General features: G+C 70.6%; 16 protein-coding genes and 1 tRNA gene. 6 read left to right on the top strand and 11 right to left on the bottom strand.

What is annotated here, in order from left to right; genetic code table 11:
- Positions 1 to 68 precede the first annotated feature (68 nt).
- On the bottom strand, positions 69 to 722 hold the full coding sequence (locus tag NJ4_RS17395) for a TetR/AcrR family transcriptional regulator (RefSeq protein WP_067437939.1): 654 nt from the start codon (positions 720 to 722) through the stop codon (positions 69 to 71).
- A 74-nt stretch (positions 723 to 796) separates the two neighbouring features.
- Here NJ4_RS17395 and NJ4_RS17390 point away from each other — a divergent pair, with 74 nt between their 5' ends.
- Positions 797 to 2,734 carry a CocE/NonD family hydrolase gene (locus NJ4_RS17390; RefSeq protein WP_067437937.1) on the top strand — a complete coding sequence of 646 codons (1,938 nt, stop codon included), beginning with the start codon at positions 797 to 799 and terminating at the stop codon, positions 2,732 to 2,734.
- Between the two features lie 214 nt (positions 2,735 to 2,948).
- Here NJ4_RS17390 and NJ4_RS17385 read toward each other — a convergent pair.
- The 3 genes from NJ4_RS17385 to NJ4_RS17375 form a co-directional block, all read right to left on the bottom strand.
- Positions 2,949 to 3,038: transfer RNA gene (locus NJ4_RS17385), tRNA-Ser, on the bottom strand.
- Positions 3,039 to 3,076: 38 nt separating this feature from the next.
- Positions 3,077 to 3,475, bottom strand: a complete 399-nt coding sequence (locus tag NJ4_RS17380; protein ID WP_067437935.1) for a PaaI family thioesterase — start codon at positions 3,473 to 3,475, stop codon at positions 3,077 to 3,079.
- Entirely contained in the window at positions 3,472 to 3,888 is a 417-nt protein-coding gene (locus NJ4_RS17375) for a hypothetical protein (RefSeq protein WP_082748826.1), read from the bottom strand. The genes NJ4_RS17380 and NJ4_RS17375 overlap by 4 nt, the downstream gene beginning before the upstream one ends.
- 86 nt (positions 3,889 to 3,974) lie before the next feature.
- Here NJ4_RS17375 and NJ4_RS17370 point away from each other — a divergent pair, with 86 nt between their 5' ends.
- Entirely contained in the window at positions 3,975 to 4,763 is a 789-nt protein-coding gene (locus NJ4_RS17370) for a helix-turn-helix domain-containing protein (RefSeq protein ID WP_217996904.1), read from the top strand.
- A gap of 87 nt (positions 4,764 to 4,850) precedes the next feature.
- Here the strand turns inward: NJ4_RS17370 and NJ4_RS17365 are convergent, their stop codons facing one another.
- Positions 4,851 to 5,309 (bottom strand): nucleoside deaminase, encoded by a 459-nt coding sequence (locus tag NJ4_RS17365; protein ID WP_281178342.1) that lies wholly within the window; start codon positions 5,307 to 5,309, stop codon positions 4,851 to 4,853.
- 7 nt (positions 5,310 to 5,316) lie between these two features.
- Positions 5,317 to 5,799 (bottom strand): tRNA adenosine deaminase-associated protein, encoded by a 483-nt coding sequence (locus NJ4_RS17360; RefSeq protein WP_067437933.1) that lies wholly within the window; start codon positions 5,797 to 5,799, stop codon positions 5,317 to 5,319.
- Positions 5,800 to 5,915: 116 nt separating this feature from the next.
- Between NJ4_RS17360 and upp the strand changes: the two genes are divergently transcribed.
- Positions 5,916 to 6,557, top strand: a complete 642-nt coding sequence (gene upp / locus NJ4_RS17355) for a uracil phosphoribosyltransferase (protein WP_067437931.1) — start codon at positions 5,916 to 5,918, stop codon at positions 6,555 to 6,557.
- Here the strand turns inward: upp and NJ4_RS17350 are convergent.
- Complete coding sequence (locus tag NJ4_RS17350; protein WP_067437929.1) at positions 6,500 to 8,299, bottom strand: sensor histidine kinase; 1,800 nt, start codon at positions 8,297 to 8,299, stop codon at positions 6,500 to 6,502. The two genes, upp and NJ4_RS17350, sit on opposite strands and share 58 nt — an antisense overlap.
- A gap of 275 nt (positions 8,300 to 8,574) precedes the next feature.
- Between NJ4_RS17350 and NJ4_RS17345 the strand changes: the two genes are divergently transcribed.
- Both NJ4_RS17345 and NJ4_RS17340 read left to right on the top strand, forming a co-directional pair.
- Positions 8,575 to 9,837, top strand: coding sequence for a hypothetical protein (locus NJ4_RS17345; protein WP_067437926.1), 1,263 nt, complete (start codon positions 8,575 to 8,577; stop codon positions 9,835 to 9,837).
- A 105-nt stretch (positions 9,838 to 9,942) separates the two neighbouring features.
- Positions 9,943 to 10,590: a response regulator gene (locus NJ4_RS17340; protein ID WP_067437924.1), complete on the top strand. Its 648-nt coding sequence runs from the start codon at positions 9,943 to 9,945 to the stop codon at positions 10,588 to 10,590.
- 12 nt (positions 10,591 to 10,602) lie between these two features.
- Here the strand turns inward: NJ4_RS17340 and NJ4_RS17335 are convergent, their stop codons facing one another.
- Together NJ4_RS17335 and NJ4_RS17330 are read right to left on the bottom strand one after the other, a co-directional pair.
- Positions 10,603 to 11,409: a hypothetical protein gene (locus NJ4_RS17335; RefSeq protein WP_067437922.1), complete on the bottom strand. Its 807-nt coding sequence runs from the start codon at positions 11,407 to 11,409 to the stop codon at positions 10,603 to 10,605.
- Between the two features lie 23 nt (positions 11,410 to 11,432).
- Positions 11,433 to 13,565 (bottom strand): HelD family protein, encoded by a 2,133-nt coding sequence (locus NJ4_RS17330; protein ID WP_407668078.1) that lies wholly within the window; start codon positions 13,563 to 13,565, stop codon positions 11,433 to 11,435.
- Positions 13,566 to 13,736: 171 nt separating this feature from the next.
- Between NJ4_RS17330 and NJ4_RS17325 the strand changes: the two genes are divergently transcribed.
- Positions 13,737 to 14,186, top strand: a complete 450-nt coding sequence (locus NJ4_RS17325; protein ID WP_082748822.1) for a DoxX family protein — start codon at positions 13,737 to 13,739, stop codon at positions 14,184 to 14,186.
- 1 nt (position 14,187) lies between these two features.
- On the opposite strand, the gene NJ4_RS17320 is transcribed toward NJ4_RS17325, so the two are convergent.
- Together NJ4_RS17320 and NJ4_RS26020 are read right to left on the bottom strand one after the other, a co-directional pair.
- Entirely contained in the window at positions 14,188 to 14,817 is a 630-nt protein-coding gene (locus tag NJ4_RS17320; protein WP_067437918.1) for a rhomboid family intramembrane serine protease, read from the bottom strand.
- 24 nt (positions 14,818 to 14,841) lie between these two features.
- Positions 14,842 to 16,068, bottom strand: a 1,227-nt coding sequence (locus NJ4_RS26020) for a hypothetical protein (protein WP_169799287.1), incomplete at its 5' end; no start/stop codon positions are given.

The following is a 16,068-nucleotide window of genomic DNA, read 5'->3' as shown; positions in this document are numbered from 1 at the left end:
ACGTCGCACCCCGGGCGCGCGGACACCGCACCTCGACCGACGAGGACCAACGAGTCGACGCACGAGAATCAACGACTCGTGGAGGGGGCCTTCGGAAGGGCGTCCGTGATCGCCGCCTGGTCCATCATCGCGGTCGCCACGAGCCGGCGTACGGCGTCGAAGAGCACGTCCGCGGTGTGCTCGTCGTCGTGCAGGCCGGTCAGCCGCGCGGCCGCGGAGCCGATCATCAGGTGCACCAGTGACTGAGCGACGGCGGGCGCGTCGGTGACGCCGACGGTCGCCAGCATCCGCGCGGAGAGCTGCTCGACGGCCGCCAGAGCCCGCGCTGCCAACGGCTGCAGGTCCGGGTCGGCGCTGACCGCGAGGAACGTCGACAGCTGGAGGTGAACCGTCTCGACGCTCCGCTCGCCGAAGGCCATCGTGACCAGGCCGCGAGCATCGTCCAGGTCGATCTGCAGGCCGAGAGAGAGGTCGGCCATCTCGGTCATGTCCTCGATCCACGTCTCGACGTGACGGGTCAGCGCCGCGGTGAGCAGGTCACCGACCGAGTCGAAGTAGTAGCCGGGCGTGGCGGAGGGCAGGTCGGCCCGGGCGGCGACGGCCCGATGGGTGACCGCGCGGGCGCCGCCCTGCGCGAAGAGCTCGATCGCGGCGTCGAGCAGCTGCTCGCGTCGCACGCGACTGCGCTCCTGGCTGAGCCGGGCACGGGCGGGGGTCGTCACCTGACCATTGTCCTGTCGTGGAAAAAGTTGTACGTTCGTCCGAGTTTACTCACGGCCGCCTCGGAGGAACACCCATGGACCGGACGAAGAACTCTCAGCGCAGCCTGGTCGCCCTGGTCGTCGCCCTGCTGCTGGGCGCGACCATGCTGGCTCCGAGCACGGCAGCGGCAGGGCCGCGAGCGCGGGCGCTCGCGGGAGGGTCGGCCAGCGCCGGGGCGGCGGCCGACGAGCAGCCCGAGAAGTACGACGTCGTGGTCGAGCGCGACGTGCCGATCACGATGAGGGATGGCCGCGTGCTGCGGGCCGACATCCACCGTCCAGCGATCAAGGGGACCACCGAGCGCGCACAGGGGACGTTCCCGGTGATCCTGGTCCAGACGCCGTACGGCAAGGGCGTCGGCAACTCGGGGCTCGGCGCGATGAATCCCTACCTCGTCAAGCGCGGCTACATCGGCGTGATCGTCGACGTGGCCGGCACCGGCGGCTCCGAAGGCCAGTCGATGCTCTTCGGCAGGAGCGAGGCCCTCGACGGCGCGGAACTGGTCCGCTGGTCGGCCGCACTCGAGGGCAGCAACGGCAAGGTCGGCCTGCTCGGCGGCTCCTACCTCGGCATCGACCAGGTCTTCACCGCGGCCGCCGTGGGCAAGAACTCACCGCTCAAGGCGATCTTCCCGATCGCGACGGCCTCCGACCCCTACCGCGACCTGTTCGTGGCGGGCGGCATCGTCAACATGACCTCGAGCCTGGGCCTGATCGCTGGATACTTCGGGTTGCGCACGCTCACGCCGTTCGCCGAGCGCGCGTCCGATCCGCTCGACGCACTGCGGCTCTCGCTCGAGCACGGCCTGGCCGGGATCCCGTTCGAGCTGACCACCGGACTGAACGCGTTGTTGGAGAACGGCCGGGTCCACGACAGCCCCTACTGGCAGGAGCGCGCTCCTCAGAACGTGCTCTCCCAGGTCGTCGCCAACGGCGTGCCGGCGTACGTCGTCGGCGGGCAGTACGACGTGTTCCAGCGCGGGGAGCCCTTGCTCTACAGCGGGCTGCAGAACGCGTGGGCCGGGCGATCGGTCTACGCGCCGATGAACCGCACCCAGAGGGTGACCAGCCGCTACCAGCTGCTGACCGGGCCGTGGGACCACGGCAACCAGGGCAGCACGGTCGACCTGGACGCCATCGAGCTGGCGTGGTTCGACCACTGGCTCAAGGGCCTCGACAACGGCATCACCGACACCACGAAGCCGTTCCACGTCCAGGAGCCGGACGGGTCGTCGTACGACGTGGCGCGCTATCCGTCCGAAGCCGCGACCTATCGGCGTCTGAATCTGCAGGACGGCAAGTCCCTCGGCACGCGCGCCCCGACGGCGGCCACCGGCTCCGACCGCATGCTCTACAAGCCTGTGTCGCTGGCCTGCCAGCGGGCGATCGTGCAGTGGACGGCCGGGCTGGCCCGCGATCTGTATGCACAGTGCTCGACGGTGAAGGAGCTGACCGCACCACAGCCGGGCGACCTCGCCTATGACACCTCGCCCCTCGCCCGGGCGACGCGCATCGCCGGCCCGGTCGGCGTCACTCTGCGGGTCAGGGCGAACCGGCCCCAGACGATGTTCGTGGTGACCCTGCAGGACGTCGCCCCCGACGGCACGGTCACCGACCTGTCCTCCGGCGCTCTGCTGGGCTCGGCTCGCGCCATCACCCCCGGCCGCAGCTGGGCATCGATCGGCGATGCCTACGGACTGCCCTACCACCCGCACACGAAGGCCGCCGAACGCTCGGTGCCGGTCGGTGCGGTCACTCGCTACGACATCGAGGTGCGTCCGGTGTTCTCGACCGTCCCGGCCGGCCACCGGCTGCGGTTGCTGATCCAGAGCGGCGACACCCCGCACCTGCTCACCTCGCCGGGCCGGCTGCTGAATGCGCTCGGCGGTCTCTACGACGTCCAGCACAACGCCGTCGCCGCGTCGTTCGTCGACCTGCCGATCGCCTCGGGGGCGTTGCCTGCCGGCAAGTGAGTGGGCGTCTCGTTCGCGCCCGGGGCCGTTCGGGTTGACCATGAACCGGACAGTGCGACAGGTGACCGGGCCACGTAGGGGACCACCCTGGTGCGGAGATCGGTCCCACCGCAGGGCTCACCTCTCGAACGGTCCGCACCCAGGACCAGCCCGAAACGAACAACGGACCTACGTTTCCGTAGGTCCGTTGTCCTCGATCTCCTGAGAGATCACATGGCGGTGGCGGTGGGATTTGAACCCACGGTGGGTTTGACCCCACACATCATTTCGAGTGATGCACCTTCGGCCGCTCGGACACGCCACCGCCGGAGAGATTACTAGATCAAGCCCGCGAGGCCGAAATCAGGACGCCGTCAGCACCGCCTGGGTCTGCGTGGTCACGGCGACCAGACGTCCGTCGGTGTCACACAGCTCGGTCTGGACGACGACCTGCGTGCGGCCCCGGTGCAGCGGGCGGGCAGTGGCGGTCACCGTGCCACCAGACACGCCTCGCATCAACTGTGTGCTGGACGTCGTGGTCGCCGTGGTGGCACCGGGCGGCAGGCCCAGGAAGGCGCAGACCGCACCGATGCTGTCGGCCAGCGTCATCAACGCTCCCCCGTGCAGGACGCCGCCCGCGGTGCACCGACTCTGCGCCCAGTCGAGGTGGCCGACGACCCGGTCGGCATCGGCCGAGTCGAGGACGACGCCCGTGGCCTCGGCGAACGGCATGAGCGCGATCAGGTCGACGGGATCGCTCATCGGTGCGCCCGCAGGACGACGTACTGCTCGATGGCGAAGCCGGCCACGACGAGGGCCTGGGCCAGGCACCAGATCAGGCCGATTCCGGTCAGTGACAGGAGGCCGAAGGCGACGGCGACGGAGCCGGCGACCCACACCAGGTTGCCGATCATGACTTCGCGTGCGAGGCCGGGCGGCACGGGGTCGCGGGTGCCGATCCAGGCGAGGGCGCCGGCCCAGACGAGAAGGAAGGCGCCGAGGATCTCCAGGGTCAGCACGGACGGGCCGAGCAGACCGTCGAGCAGCGTGGCGCCGGCGAGGTAGGCGATGCCGTTCAGGCCGGAGACGCCCGCGTCGAGCAGCAGCAGCTTGCCGATCATGGGCCGGCCGGTGGTCGAGGTGGACAGGGACTGGGTTTCGATTCGAGTGGTCATGCCGTCAACCGTGGCGGCTGCGGCGAGGCCTGTCGATGACGTCTGAGGTAATGGAGTCGACTACCTCGGACCGACACAATGGCGCCATGACGATCACCGAGACGCGCCCGGAGGCCGGCGGAGTCGGCGTACTCCTCAAGGACTGGCGGCAGCGTCGCCGCCGCAGTCAGCTCGAGCTCTCCAACGAGTCGGGCATCTCCACCCGGCACCTCAGCTTCGTCGAGACCGGGCGGTCGCGGCCCAGTCGCGACATGGTGCTGCGAATCGCCGATCAGCTCGAGGTGCCGCTGCGCGAACGGAACACCCTGCTGCTCGCGGCCGGGTACGCCCCGGCGTACGACGAACGCACGCTGGAGGACGACGACATGACCGCGATCCGTGAGGCGCTCGACCTGATCCTGACCGGCTACGAGCCGTTCCCGGCCCTGGTCGTCGACCGTGACTGGAACCTGGTGCAGGCCAACAACGCGGTGGCTCCGTTGATCGCGGACGTCGCCCCTGAGCTGCTGGACGGGCAGGTCAACGTGCTGCGCCTGAGCCTGCACCCCGACGGCATGAGCTCACGCATCGTCAACCTGGCCGAGTGGCGCGGCCACCTGCTCGACCGGCTGGCTCGCGAGTTCGCGGTCACCGGGTCGGCCGGCACGAAGGCGCTGCACGACGAGTTGTCGTCCTACCCGGGCGGCATCACCCACGCCCCGCCGGACGGCCGGATCGCGGTGCCCATGCGGCTGCGCAGCGATGCCGGTGAGCTGTCGTTCATCAGCACGGTCACCACGTTCGGCACCGCGGTCGACATCTCGGTCGCCGAACTCACCGTCGAGGCGTTCCTGCCCGCGGATGCCGCCACTGCGGCGGCACTACGCGACCGGTGACGAGAACTGCGATCTCGACGGGCGAAAACCACCAACTCGACGCACCAGAATCAACAACTCGCGGCACGAAACCCAACAACTCGTGGGTCAACGGTGGGTGCGGAAGAAGGTGTCGAGGAGCTGGGTGCTCTCGTCGGCGAGCACACCGCTGATCACCTCGGGGCGGTGGTTCAGGCGCCTGTCGCGAACGACGTCCCACAACGAGTCGACGGCGCCGGCCTTGTCGTCGTACGCGCCGAAGACCAGGCGGTCCAGCCGGGAGAGCACGATCGCGCCGGCGCACATCGTGCACGGCTCGAGCGTCACCACCAGGGTGCAGCCGGTCAGCCGCCACTCGCCCCGGGCGGCAGCCGCCGCCCGGATCGCGACCACCTCGGCGTGACCTGTGGGGTCCGCCTCGGCCTCACGGGTGTTGCGGCCACGCCCGATCACGGCACCGGTCGAGTCGAGGACGACGGCCCCGATCGGTACGTCGTCCGTGACGAGGGCGTCGCGCGCCTCGGCCAGGGCGAGACGCATCGCCTCGTCGTACGAGCTGCTCGTCAAGGACGGGTCACGCAGTCGTGAGGTCGACGGCGTCGTCGAACGCTGGGCCGAAACCGAGCCGGCCGGCGACATCGGAGAGCATCTCGTCGGGGTAGAGGTCGTAGTCGTCGATCAGCACGCCCATGTCCATCGCGTGCATGCCGAGGTCACCGAGGATGTCGAGGTCGCCGGCCGGCGCCGACTCGTCGGCCTCCTCGGGATAGGGCAGACCGAGGAGCTCGATCGCGCCCCGGGCGAGGTCCCACTCGTCGGCGGCGGTGATGTCGGAGAGCAGCACCCGCACGGTCGGGCCGGTGACCCGGACGATCAGGAAGACGTCCTCGTCGAAGCCGATCAGCGCGATCGTCCCGCCGTCGCCCGGGAATCGGCGCAGCCCGGCGGCCAGCGTCTCGAGGTCCGTCAGCGCGACGTCGGCCAGCTCCTGCAACTGCCAGTCGCCCTCTTCCCGGTAGGCGGCCAGGGCGAAGTCGATCTCCAACTCCTCGACCATGACGCCTCCCTCCGGGGTTTCGTGCATTCGGTTCCGGTCTCCAGAGTGACAGAGGTTGAGGGTGGTTCCAAGCCTGTTTCCCCAAACGTCACGCGGACTCGACTAGGTTTTCTCCCATGCGCACCCACGTCGTCGACCACCCGCTGGTGGCCCACAAGCTGACCACCCTCCGCGACCAGGACACCGACAGCCCGACGTTTCGTCGGCTCGCCGACGAGCTCGTGACCCTCCTGGCCTACGAGGCGACCCGTGACGTGCGCGTCGACGACGTCACGATCACGACACCCGTCGCGCGGGCCACCGGCGTTAAGCTGGCGTCTCCCAAGCCACTGGTCGTGCCGATCCTGCGTGCCGGGCTGGGCATGCTCGACGGCATGGTTCGACTGTTGCCCACCGCCGAGGTCGGCTTCCTCGGCATGATCCGCAACGAGGAGACACTCGAGGCCTCGACCTACGCCGAACGCCTGCCCGACGACCTCTCCGGCCGCCAGTGCTACGTGCTCGACCCGATGCTGGCCACCGGCGGCACGCTCGCGGCGGCGATCCGCTTCCTCGTCGACCGCGGCGCCGACCACATCACCGCGATCTGCCTGCTGGTCGCACCCGAGGGCTGCAAGCGCCTCGAGGAGGAGCTGGCCGACCTGACCATCCCGGTGACCATCGTCACCGCTGCGATGGATGAGAAGCTCAACGAGAAGGGCTACATCGTGCCCGGCCTGGGTGACGCCGGCGACCGGCTGTACGGCGTCGCCCACTGACCCTCGGCCCTCGGCAGCCGGGCCTCCAGGACGAACCCGCCCCCGGCCGGACGGCGGGTCTCGACGGTGCCACCGCAGGCGGCCACACGCTCGGCCAACCCGGTCAAACCGAACCCTCCGGAACCGCCGGCGTCGTACGACGAACGTGAGCGAGCCGCGTCGTTGCTGATCCGCACCAGCCAGCCCGAGCCGATCTCGACCGACTCCACCACGGCCTGGGCGCCGGGGGAGTGACGCACCACGTTGGTCAACCCCTCCTGCACCAGTCGGTGCACCGTGGAGGTGAGTGACGCCTCGGCCGGCAACGCCGTCAGCCGCAGGTCCACCTCGAGGCCGGCGTCGCGCATCCGGCGCGCCAGCTCCTCGAGTGCACCCTGCAGCTCGCCCGGTCCCGCGTGCGCGCGTCCGCCGGCGCCGAACTCCCGGGTGTCGAGCACGTCGAAGAGCTGGTCGATCTCGGCCAACGCATCCTCACCGGCGGCACACACCTGCTCCAGCGCCACGGCCGACCTCTCTTCCGAGCGCCCTCGGAGCGTCTGCGCAGCCCCCGCCTGCAACACCATCACGCCCACGGCGTGGCTGGTGACGTCGTGCAGCTCGCGGGCCAGACGCAGGCGTTCGGCGCGCACGGCGGCCTCGGCACGCGTGTCCCGACTGAGCAGCATGGCCTCGCCCAGCCGCGTGGCCTCCGCCTCGATCCGCTCCCGCTCCCCCCAGGCCATGCCGGCCAGGACCGGGGTCGCGAAGGCGACGAAGACGAACCCGAGACCGGCACTTCCGAAGTGCGCGGCGAGCAGCATCGCCAGAACCGCCAGCCCACCGAGCAACGCCCACCGCCCACGACTCGGGTGCGTCGCCGCCCGCCAGGAGCTGATGACGTAGCCGACCGTCAACGGCAGCAGGAGCTCCGGGTTCTCCGGAGGATGCACCAGGCCGGCGATGGTGCCCACCACGGACAAGCCGAGGACCGCGGCCGCGATCACCTCGGCGGAGCGCGCCGACGGCAACGGATCGGCGGTCATCGGGGGTTCGGGCGGTGGCTCACGGAGCAGCTCGAGCAGCTCCCGCAGGTCGGCGACGGCCTGGGCGCCGCGAGTCTGGATCTGCGCGACCAGCCGCGGATCGGGATCGCGCCGGGCCCGGCGGGCCGACTCCAGCATGTCGGCGACCGCACCCCGCAGGCCGACCAGGGCGTCGTTGGCCAACCGTGCTCGCTCCTCGGCCAGCCGGACGGCGGTGAAGTCGTCCGGGTCCTCCCCCGTCAGCCGATCCAGCTCCGCGATGGCTGCCCGGGCACTGAGGGCACGTCGGCGTACCACGACTCCGAACACCCACATCGCGCCGAAGACAGACGACGAGACGACCAGGTCACCGACCTCGAAGGCGCCGCGGGCCGCGCTGGAGGCGGCGTACCCGAAGGTGATCAGTGCCCCGGTCAGGAGGCTCGACACCATCCGACCGAGGGTGAACAACGCGAACGCGAACGCGGCCACCAGGTCGACCCGGCCATGGGGAACGCCCGCCCAGACGGTGACCAGGCTCGCGAGGAGAAGCACGCTCGCGCCCGTGCGCGGGTGCCGCCGCAGCACCAGCACGCCCAGGAAGACCAGGGGCGCGGCGAGGAAGGCGCGTGAGGGCACCCCCACCAGGAAGACCACGGCCCAGATCGTGCAGAAGCCGGCGATGGCCACGACCTCGCGGTCGGCGAGCAACCGCAGGACGGCACCACGCGGGTTGGCCATGCTTCTCCTCACCGGTCGGGGGTGGCGACCATTCTGTCCTCCCGGTCGGCGTCCGCGCGTCCACCTTCGGTCTCGACCCCGCCCACCGGGGAGGGCCGGTCTCGCCGACCGGGTCATCCGTTCGTCTCGTCGCCGCACGACGAAGGTCGCAGAGGCGCGGGCTGTTGTCATGCGATCGGAGTCCCAGGTTGGTCCCTGCGGTGATGTCGCTGGCCCCGGCTCGTGCCCAACGCTGGGGACACCGATGATTCCCAGCTCGAAGGAGCCCGACCACAATGTCCTCCCTCCCACCGCGCGGCCGCATGCTGGCCACCCTGGCCGCCGCCGCTCTCACTCTCTCCCTCACCGCGGCTCCGGCCGCGGCCCGGCCGTGTCTCGACTGCGAGGAGCCTGAACTGCCGGGCCCCGGGGGCGGTTCGCTCTGCGGGATCGCACCGACCAGCGAGCCGACGATCACGACGGCCACCCCGCGCGTCGGGCTCACGGCGACCGGAACGCGGGGCACCTGGGCGGGCAACCCGACCACGTTCTCCTACCAGTGGCTGGTCGACGGAACCGCCGTCGCCGGTGGCGGCGCCCTGACCTCGCCGGCGCTGCCGGCCAGCACCTACGGCAAGGAGCTGGTGCTCCGAGTCATCGCCACGCGCGAGACCTGCGAGACCAAGGTCGACTACTCGGCGGCGAAGGTCGTCGCCGTGGGCAGCGGACTGGTCGCGACCTCCACCCCCACCCTCTCCGGCGACCCGAAGGTCGGCGACCCGGTCACGGTGAGCACCGGAACGTGGTCGCCTGCGGCCTCGAGCCACATCTACCAGTGGCAGGTGGACGGCGTCGACGTCGCCGGCGCCACCTCGAGCCAGTTCACTCCCTCCCCCGCCCAGGTCGGCAAGGCCGTGCGCGTGCGGGTCACCGCCGCGACCCCGGGCCACTCCACCGGCTCGGCCCTGACCCCCGCCAGGACGGTGCTGCCCGACGACCTCGCCAAGGTCTCGGCGCCCACGGTCACCGGGACCGCGGTGTTCGGAAGGACGCTCACCGCGACCCCGGGAGCGTACGACGGCAACCCGGCGGTCGTGAGCGTCGAATGGCTGCGCAACGGGACACCCATCAGCGGCGCCACCGCGCTCACCTACCGGGTCGGCCTCAAGGATGTCGGTCAGGTGGTCTCGGTGCGGGAGACCGCGTCCAAGCCCGGCGTCACCGACGTCAGCCAGGTCACCGTCGTCGGCAGGGCCGTCGCGGCCACGATGCGCTGGGCCAGTGCCCGGAAACTGCAGGTGAAGGGGGTCGCTCGCCTGTCCCGGAGGCTGCGTCCGTCGCTGACCGGGACCGCGCTGCGCCGTGGCACCAGCCCCGACGCCACCCGGGTCTCCTACCAGTGGTTGCGGGGCACGACGGTGATCCGCAAGGCCACCTCGAGGACCTACGTGCTGCGCAGGGCCGACCTCGGCAAGCGGCTCAGGCTGCGGGTGACGCTGGCTCGGCCCGGCCACCGGGTCGTGGTGCTGAACGCGAGGACGACGCGCATCAGGCGGTGACCCGTGACCACAGGCGTCGACGGGCTTGGCGAAACCGGCACCCGGCCCCCGGCGCCTGTGGGATGCTCGCGTGACCCAGCGTCCCCACGGGAGAGCCCGACCACCATGAGCCGTGTCGTCATCGCCGATGACCAGGACCTGATCCGGGCCGGCCTGCGCGCGATCATCGAGGCCGAGCCGGACCTGCTCGTCGTCGGCGAGGCCGCCAACGGACGTGAGGCGGCGAGAGCTGCCGTCGAGCACCGTGCGGACGTCGTACTCATGGACGTGCAGATGCCCGACCACGACGGCCTGGCCGGGGTGACCGCCGTGCGCCGGGCCCGGCCCGAGGCTGCCGTCGTGATGCTGACCATGTATGACCTCGACGACTACGTGCTGGGCGCCCTGCGCGCCGGCGCCCGGGGTTTCCTGCTCAAGACCACACCCCCGGGTGAGCTGACCGCGGCCATCCGCGACGCGGCCGCCGGCCGCCACGTGTTCGCCGCGTCAGTCACGAGCCGGCTCGTCACGGCGTACGTCGGACGCACCCCACCGGCCGATCGCGGGCGGGGCGCGATCGACACCCTCACCCAGCGCGAGGGCGAGGTCTACCGGGCGATGGCCCGTGGCCTCTCCAACGCCGAGATCGGCGCAGACCTCCACCTCAGCGAGGCCACCGTGAAGACCTACGTCACCCGGGTGTTCGCCAAGCTGGGTGTCCGGGACCGGGTCCAGGCCGTGATCCTGGCCTTCGAGTCCGGCTTCGTCGGCTGAGCCTCACCCGGTTCAGAGCTGGCGGACCGGCTCCCCCTGCAGCGTGCGGAACGTGTAGGCCGTCGCGACCGTGATCACCGGGAAGGCGATCAGGAGGCCGACACCGCAGGCCAGCGCACCGACCATGATGCACACGAAGCAGAGCAGCGCGAGCAGCAGCAGCTGACCCACGTTGGCCGTGGTCAAGGAGACGCTGGACTTGATCGCCGTGAAGGCGTCCTCACCCTTGCCGACGATGAAGTAGTTGGTCAGGAAGGTCAGGAACATGACCACCAGACCGGGCAGCACACACAGCACCAGACCGATGGTGGTGACGATGCCGAGCACGACCGCCGCGATCAGCACCTGAACCAGGTTGAGGCGGGAGAACATCGTGCCCACGCTGGGCTCGGCCCCGTCGACCACGTCGAGGGCGAGGCGGATCATGGCGGCTCCGAGCACCATGCTCACGATCGTGCTGGCCAGGTTGAGCACCAACGCCATCGGGTTGAACTCGAACTCGGTGCCCGAGGTGAAGCCCGAGGAGCCGTCGCCGGCGACGACGCCGACGACCTGGATCGCGATCGGGACGGCCAGCACGATCAGGGCCGCGATGATCAGCGCCCCCGGAAAGCGGGTGAACGCCTTCCAGCCGTAGCCGATCGCGCTCGGGGCGTCGTACGGCGCTCGGCCGGGAGGTCCGCCGTAGCCGGCAGGCTGGCCCCACCCGGGCGGCCCCGCCGGGGGTTGCTGCCCCCCTTGGCCCTGTCCGGGCGGTGGCTGCTGGCCCCAGCCGGGCTGGTTCGGGTCGTTGGGCGGGTAGGGAGGCTGCTCGCTCATGGCAGCGACCCTAACGCCTTCGATCAGCTGACGGTGGTGAGCAACTGCGTGGCGCGGGTGAGCACGACATAGAGCACCGCGCGGCCGGTCTGCGACTCGTCCTCGATCTCCTGCGGTCGCACCACCACGATGCCGTCGAACTCCAGCCCCTTGGTGTCGAGACCGGTCAGGACGACGATGCGGTCCTCGCCGCTCGGCGTGACACCGGGCGCGGCAGCGGACGGGGCGTCGGCGGCGAACTCCGGCCACGCGGCCAGCCACGCGTTGACCTCGGCCCGCCGGGCCGCCGGCACCACGATGCCGACGGTGCCGGAGACCTCACTCGACAGCCGGGCCACCTCGCTGCGCACCGACGCCTCGAGGTCGTCGACGGGGCCGATCACCGTCGGGGCGATGCCGGTCGACCGGACCGCCGTGGGCAGGTCGGCGTCGAGGCCGACCCGTGAGGCGTAGCCCGCGGCGAACTCGTAGATCTCCGAGGAGTTGCGGTAGTTCGTCGAGAGGTGGAACGCGTGCACCTGCTTGCCCTCGAGAGCGGTACGGCGGGCCGACTCGGACTCCGCCGGGACCGGCCACGACGACTGCGCCGGGTCGCCGACGATGGTCCACGACGCAGCCCGGCCACGGCGACCCACCATGCGCCACTGCATCGGGGTGAGGTCCTGCGCCTCGTCGATGAGCACATGGGCGAACGGGTCGTCCTCGATGCGGTTCGTCGGCGGCTTCCACGAGGGGCCGGTGGCGAACTCGCGCTCGGAGGCCGTGGTCAGCTCCTGCAGGTCGCCACCGAGATGGTCGGAGAACTCGTCGCCGTCCTTGGACTTCTCGGGCAGGTCACCCAGCGCATAGCGGGCCTCGTCGAGCAGGGGGATGTCCTCGATGGAGAGCTGCTCGGACCAGCTCTTGTGCAGGAGCGTCTGCTCCTCCTGGGTGAGGATGCCGTCGGAGACCCGGGCCAGGAAGTCCGCGTCACGCAACCAGGCCATCACCTGCGGCGCGTCCAGCGGCGGCCACCAGCGCAACGCGAACTCGAGGAACCCGTCGTTGCCGAGCATCTCGTCGTTGAACGCGTCGCGGCCGCGCTCGCGGCCGCGCTCGCCACGCACCTGACGCCACATCGCGTCGAGCAGCGTCATCGCCACCCGGGGGATCTGACGGTTGCGGAGACCCTGGTTGAGCAGCTGACGACGCAGCCGGCCGAGCACCTGACGGTCGAGCACGATGCGGTCGTCGCGGTAGAACATGCGGAACTCGCGCGGCGCACCGGGCACCGCCTGGCGTGCGGCCCGGCGTACGACCTCAGCCATGCGCGCGGCACCCTTGACGTCGGCCACGGCCGGCTCGTCGTGACGGGTCGCGCGGACGCCGTCGACCACCTCGCCGAGGGACCGCAGCGCGACCGCGGTCTCGCCCAGGGAGGGCAGCACCCGCTCGATGTAGCGCATGAAGACGCCGGACGGCCCGACGATCAGCACGCCGCCGCCTTCGTAACGGCGCCGATCGGTGTAGAGCAGGAACGCGGCGCGGTGGAGCGCGACCACGGTCTTGCCGGTGCCCGGTCCGCCTGAGATCTCCACGACGCCCTTGGAGGGTGCCCGGATCGCCTTGTCCTGCTCGGCCTGGATGGTGGCCACGATCGAGTGCATCGACCGGTCGCGTGCCCGCGAGAGCTGGGCCATCAACGCGCCCTCGCCGACGATCGGCAGGTCGGTGTCGACGGAGTCGTCGAGCAGCTCGTCCTCGACGCCGGTCACCTTCGGGCCCGCGGCGCGCAGCACCCGACGGCGTACGACGTCGTGCGGCTCGGCCGCGGTGGCCTGGTAGAACACCGCAGCGGCAGGCGCGCGCCAGTCGATCAGCAGCGAGTCGCGGTTGGCGTCACGCAGACCGATGCGGCCGACGTAGCGCGGCTCCGGGTCGAGCTCGGGACGCATGTCGAGGCGCCCGAAGACGAGCCCCTCATGGGCCGCGTCGAGCTGGGCGATCCGCTTCGCGGCCTGGAAGACCATCGCGTCGCGTTCGACCAGGCCACCCTCGTGACCCAACCGACCACGGTCGTGCCCTTCGCGGGCCAGCTGCTGGGCAGCCGCGGTCGACTCCCCCAACTGTCGATAGACGCGGTCGACGAAGGCCTGTTCCGCGGCAACTTCACGCACGGCAACGTCATCGGACAACGCAGGACCACCCCTCGGAGAACCACAAGAACCAAGCAGACAAGACTACCGGGCGGCGCCGGTCTGGCGGAAACCAGATCCGCCGACGATGAATTCCCGGGGCGTGCTCGGTCTCCATGGCATCGGCTCACCCACCCCACAGGAGACCTCGCCATGAGCACCACCACCCGCGTCGCAGGCCACACCAGCACCTCCACCAGCACTGGCACCCGCACCGGCACGAAGGGCACGCGGAGCACCAGACGCACCGTCGGCCTGGTCATCACCGGCCTGGTCGGTGCCTTCCTCGCCGTCGACTCGATCAGCCACCTGCTCAATGTGCAGACCGCACAGGACTGGAACGAGAAGTACGGCGCACCCGAGTGGTTCAGCCTTCCGCTGGGCATCTCGCTCGGGATCGCGCTGATCGTCCACCTGATCCCGCGCACCGCCGTCCTGGGTGCCGTGTTGATCACCGGCTACCTCGGTGGCGCGATCTCGGTGAACCTGTTCCTGGACGACCAGCCGGTCTTCGGCTCCGTCTTCGCCTTCACGATGGCGGTCCTGGTCTGGGGCGGCCTGTGGCTGCGGGACGACCGGGTCAGGGCGCTCTACACGCTCTGACTCACCACACCATCGGGTCGCGTTGCGGAGCCCGCGGCTCCGACGCCGCCCGCTGGGCGAGCAGCCAGGCGGCGATCCCGCCGCCGATGGCACCGAAGAGATGCCCCTGCCACGAGATTCCTTCCTGACCGGGCAGCACTCCCCACAGGATGCCGCCGTACATGACCAGGATGACTACGCCGAGCGCGATCTGACCGACCTTGCCGGAGAAGAACCCCCGCACAAGCAGGTAGACCAGCCACCCGAAGACCAGCACCGAGGCGCCGATGTGCACGGAGTGGTCCTGACCGGTCAACCAGGTGCCGACCCCACCGACGACCCACACGATGGCGGTGACGCCCAGCCAGGTGCGGAGGCCCGAGAGCAGGATCAGGAACCCGAGCACCAGGGCCGGCAGGGTGTTGGCGGCCAGGTGACCCCAGCCGGCGTGCAGCAGTGGGGCGAAGACGATGCCGAGCAACCCGTCGGTCTCTCGGGGACGCACGCCTTCGGCGTCGAGCCGGTTGTTCATCACTGTGTCGACGAGCTCGATCACCCACAGCAGCGCCACGAAACTGCCGATCGTCGCGGCGGCACTCACCCATCGGGGAGTCTCCTCGGTGGGTGAGGTGCGCGCGTCGGGCAGGCTCATGCCTCCAGCGTATCCAGCGTGCGGTCAGTCCACCCGCTCGTAGATCGTGACGGTGGTCTGCAGGTCCGGCGTGCCACCCCGCAACGGTTCGACGGTCAACCGTTCGGCACCAGCAGGGACGTTGATCTCGCCGGTGGAACCGGTGGCCCCGTCGACATCGAACCACGCGGACTCGCCGAGTGGCCGCCGCTCGCCGTCGACGGTGACGAAGTAGGCGTAGCGCACGGGCGCGCTGTTGCGGAAGCTCACGGTTGCCAGGTGCGGCCCGGCACCGCCGACGTCCACACCGACAGGACCGCTGCCCGACGCCCCGCCCGACGTGGCTGCCCGCCAGGTGTGGCCGGCAGACTCCATGACGGGCTCGGGCTCGTCGTACCTCACACCGGCGAACTCCGGAAGCGCCCCGCGCAACGCGAATCCCAGGCGGATGTCGGGAACCTCGCCAGCCGGCACCACAGCCGTGTCGCCCATCCTCGTCGAGATCCACATCCGCACCCGAACCGTGGCGCCCGGGGTGCCGAGACCGCCCTGCGGATACGTGGAGTACTCGCCGGAGTCCGGGTCGAACCCGGTCTCCTGACAGTTGCTGCTGCCCCCGAAGCTGATCCCTTCGCCGTCCACCGAGAGGTTGACCCAGTGGCCCTTGGGCAGACCGGCACAGAGGTCGCCGATCCGGATCGGGCCGGCCGGCAGGGTGACGTCCTTGCTGATCTCGGGATCGCCGACGTCTCCGATCTCCGCGCTCACCAACTGCCACATGCCGAGTGTCTGTCGGAAGGTCGAACCGTCCTTGGTGACCCCGTCGGGAACGGCCGCGGACAGTGTGTACGTCGAGACCGCCAGCTCGCCGGGGGCGCCGCTGACGGTGATGGCGCCAGATTCTCCGGGCAGCACCAGGTAGAAGTCGCCAAAGTCATCCGCGGTGGAGGTGAACGGATTCTCACCGAATGCCTCCACGCTCAGCGGTCGGCCGGCGTCGTCCTCGGCACCCCAGCTGACCAGGCGCGGCTGGTCCGACTTCGGAAGACGGAGCGTCACGTCGTGTTCGCCGGTCTTGGTGGCGGCGAGGTCGTAGGTGTAGCCGGTCGAGGTCAGGGTCTTCGGCCCCGTCAGTCCGTCATCCGCCGGGCGTGCCTCGTCCCGGCCGGGCAGGTTCAGCCCGACGATCGCGCCGACGAGCACGGCAGCCGCACCGCACGCGATCGCGGCCCGGCGACGACGGTGCACGCCGCGCACCCGGTCGTGGACGGC

The organism is Nocardioides jensenii JCM 1364 = NBRC 14755, assembly GCF_001552535.1.
In the GTDB taxonomy this organism is placed as follows: Bacteria; Actinomycetota; Actinomycetes; order Propionibacteriales; family Nocardioidaceae; genus Nocardioides; species Nocardioides jensenii.
The sequence above is the reverse complement of the archived record's forward strand: the minus strand, read 5'-3'. Positions and strand labels throughout refer to the sequence as shown.

Excerpts from the sequence above, each read along its gene's own strand:
- NJ4_RS17360 (WP_067437933.1), bottom strand. The coding sequence starts at position 5,799 with ATGGTCGAGGAGTTGGAGATCGACTTCGCCCTGGCCGCCTACCGGGAA.
- NJ4_RS17345 (WP_067437926.1), top strand. The coding sequence starts at position 8,575 with ATGTCCTCCCTCCCACCGCGCGGCCGCATGCTGGCCACCCTGGCCGCC.
- NJ4_RS17335 (WP_067437922.1), bottom strand. The coding sequence starts at position 11,409 with ATGAGCGAGCAGCCTCCCTACCCGCCCAACGACCCGAACCAGCCCGGC.
- NJ4_RS17370 (WP_217996904.1), top strand. The coding sequence starts at position 3,975 with ATGACGATCACCGAGACGCGCCCGGAGGCCGGCGGAGTCGGCGTACTC.
- NJ4_RS17320 (WP_067437918.1), bottom strand. The coding sequence starts at position 14,817 with ATGAGCCTGCCCGACGCGCGCACCTCACCCACCGAGGAGACTCCCCGA.
- NJ4_RS17390 (WP_067437937.1), top strand. The coding sequence starts at position 797 with ATGGACCGGACGAAGAACTCTCAGCGCAGCCTGGTCGCCCTGGTCGTC.
- NJ4_RS17325 (WP_082748822.1), top strand. The coding sequence starts at position 13,737 with ATGAGCACCACCACCCGCGTCGCAGGCCACACCAGCACCTCCACCAGC.
- NJ4_RS17380 (WP_067437935.1), bottom strand. The coding sequence starts at position 3,475 with ATGAGCGATCCCGTCGACCTGATCGCGCTCATGCCGTTCGCCGAGGCC.
- NJ4_RS17350 (WP_067437929.1), bottom strand. The coding sequence starts at position 8,299 with ATGGCCAACCCGCGTGGTGCCGTCCTGCGGTTGCTCGCCGACCGCGAG.
- upp (WP_067437931.1), top strand. The coding sequence starts at position 5,916 with ATGCGCACCCACGTCGTCGACCACCCGCTGGTGGCCCACAAGCTGACC.
- NJ4_RS17375 (WP_082748826.1), bottom strand. The coding sequence starts at position 3,888 with ATGACCACTCGAATCGAAACCCAGTCCCTGTCCACCTCGACCACCGGC.
- NJ4_RS17340 (WP_067437924.1), top strand. The coding sequence starts at position 9,943 with ATGAGCCGTGTCGTCATCGCCGATGACCAGGACCTGATCCGGGCCGGC.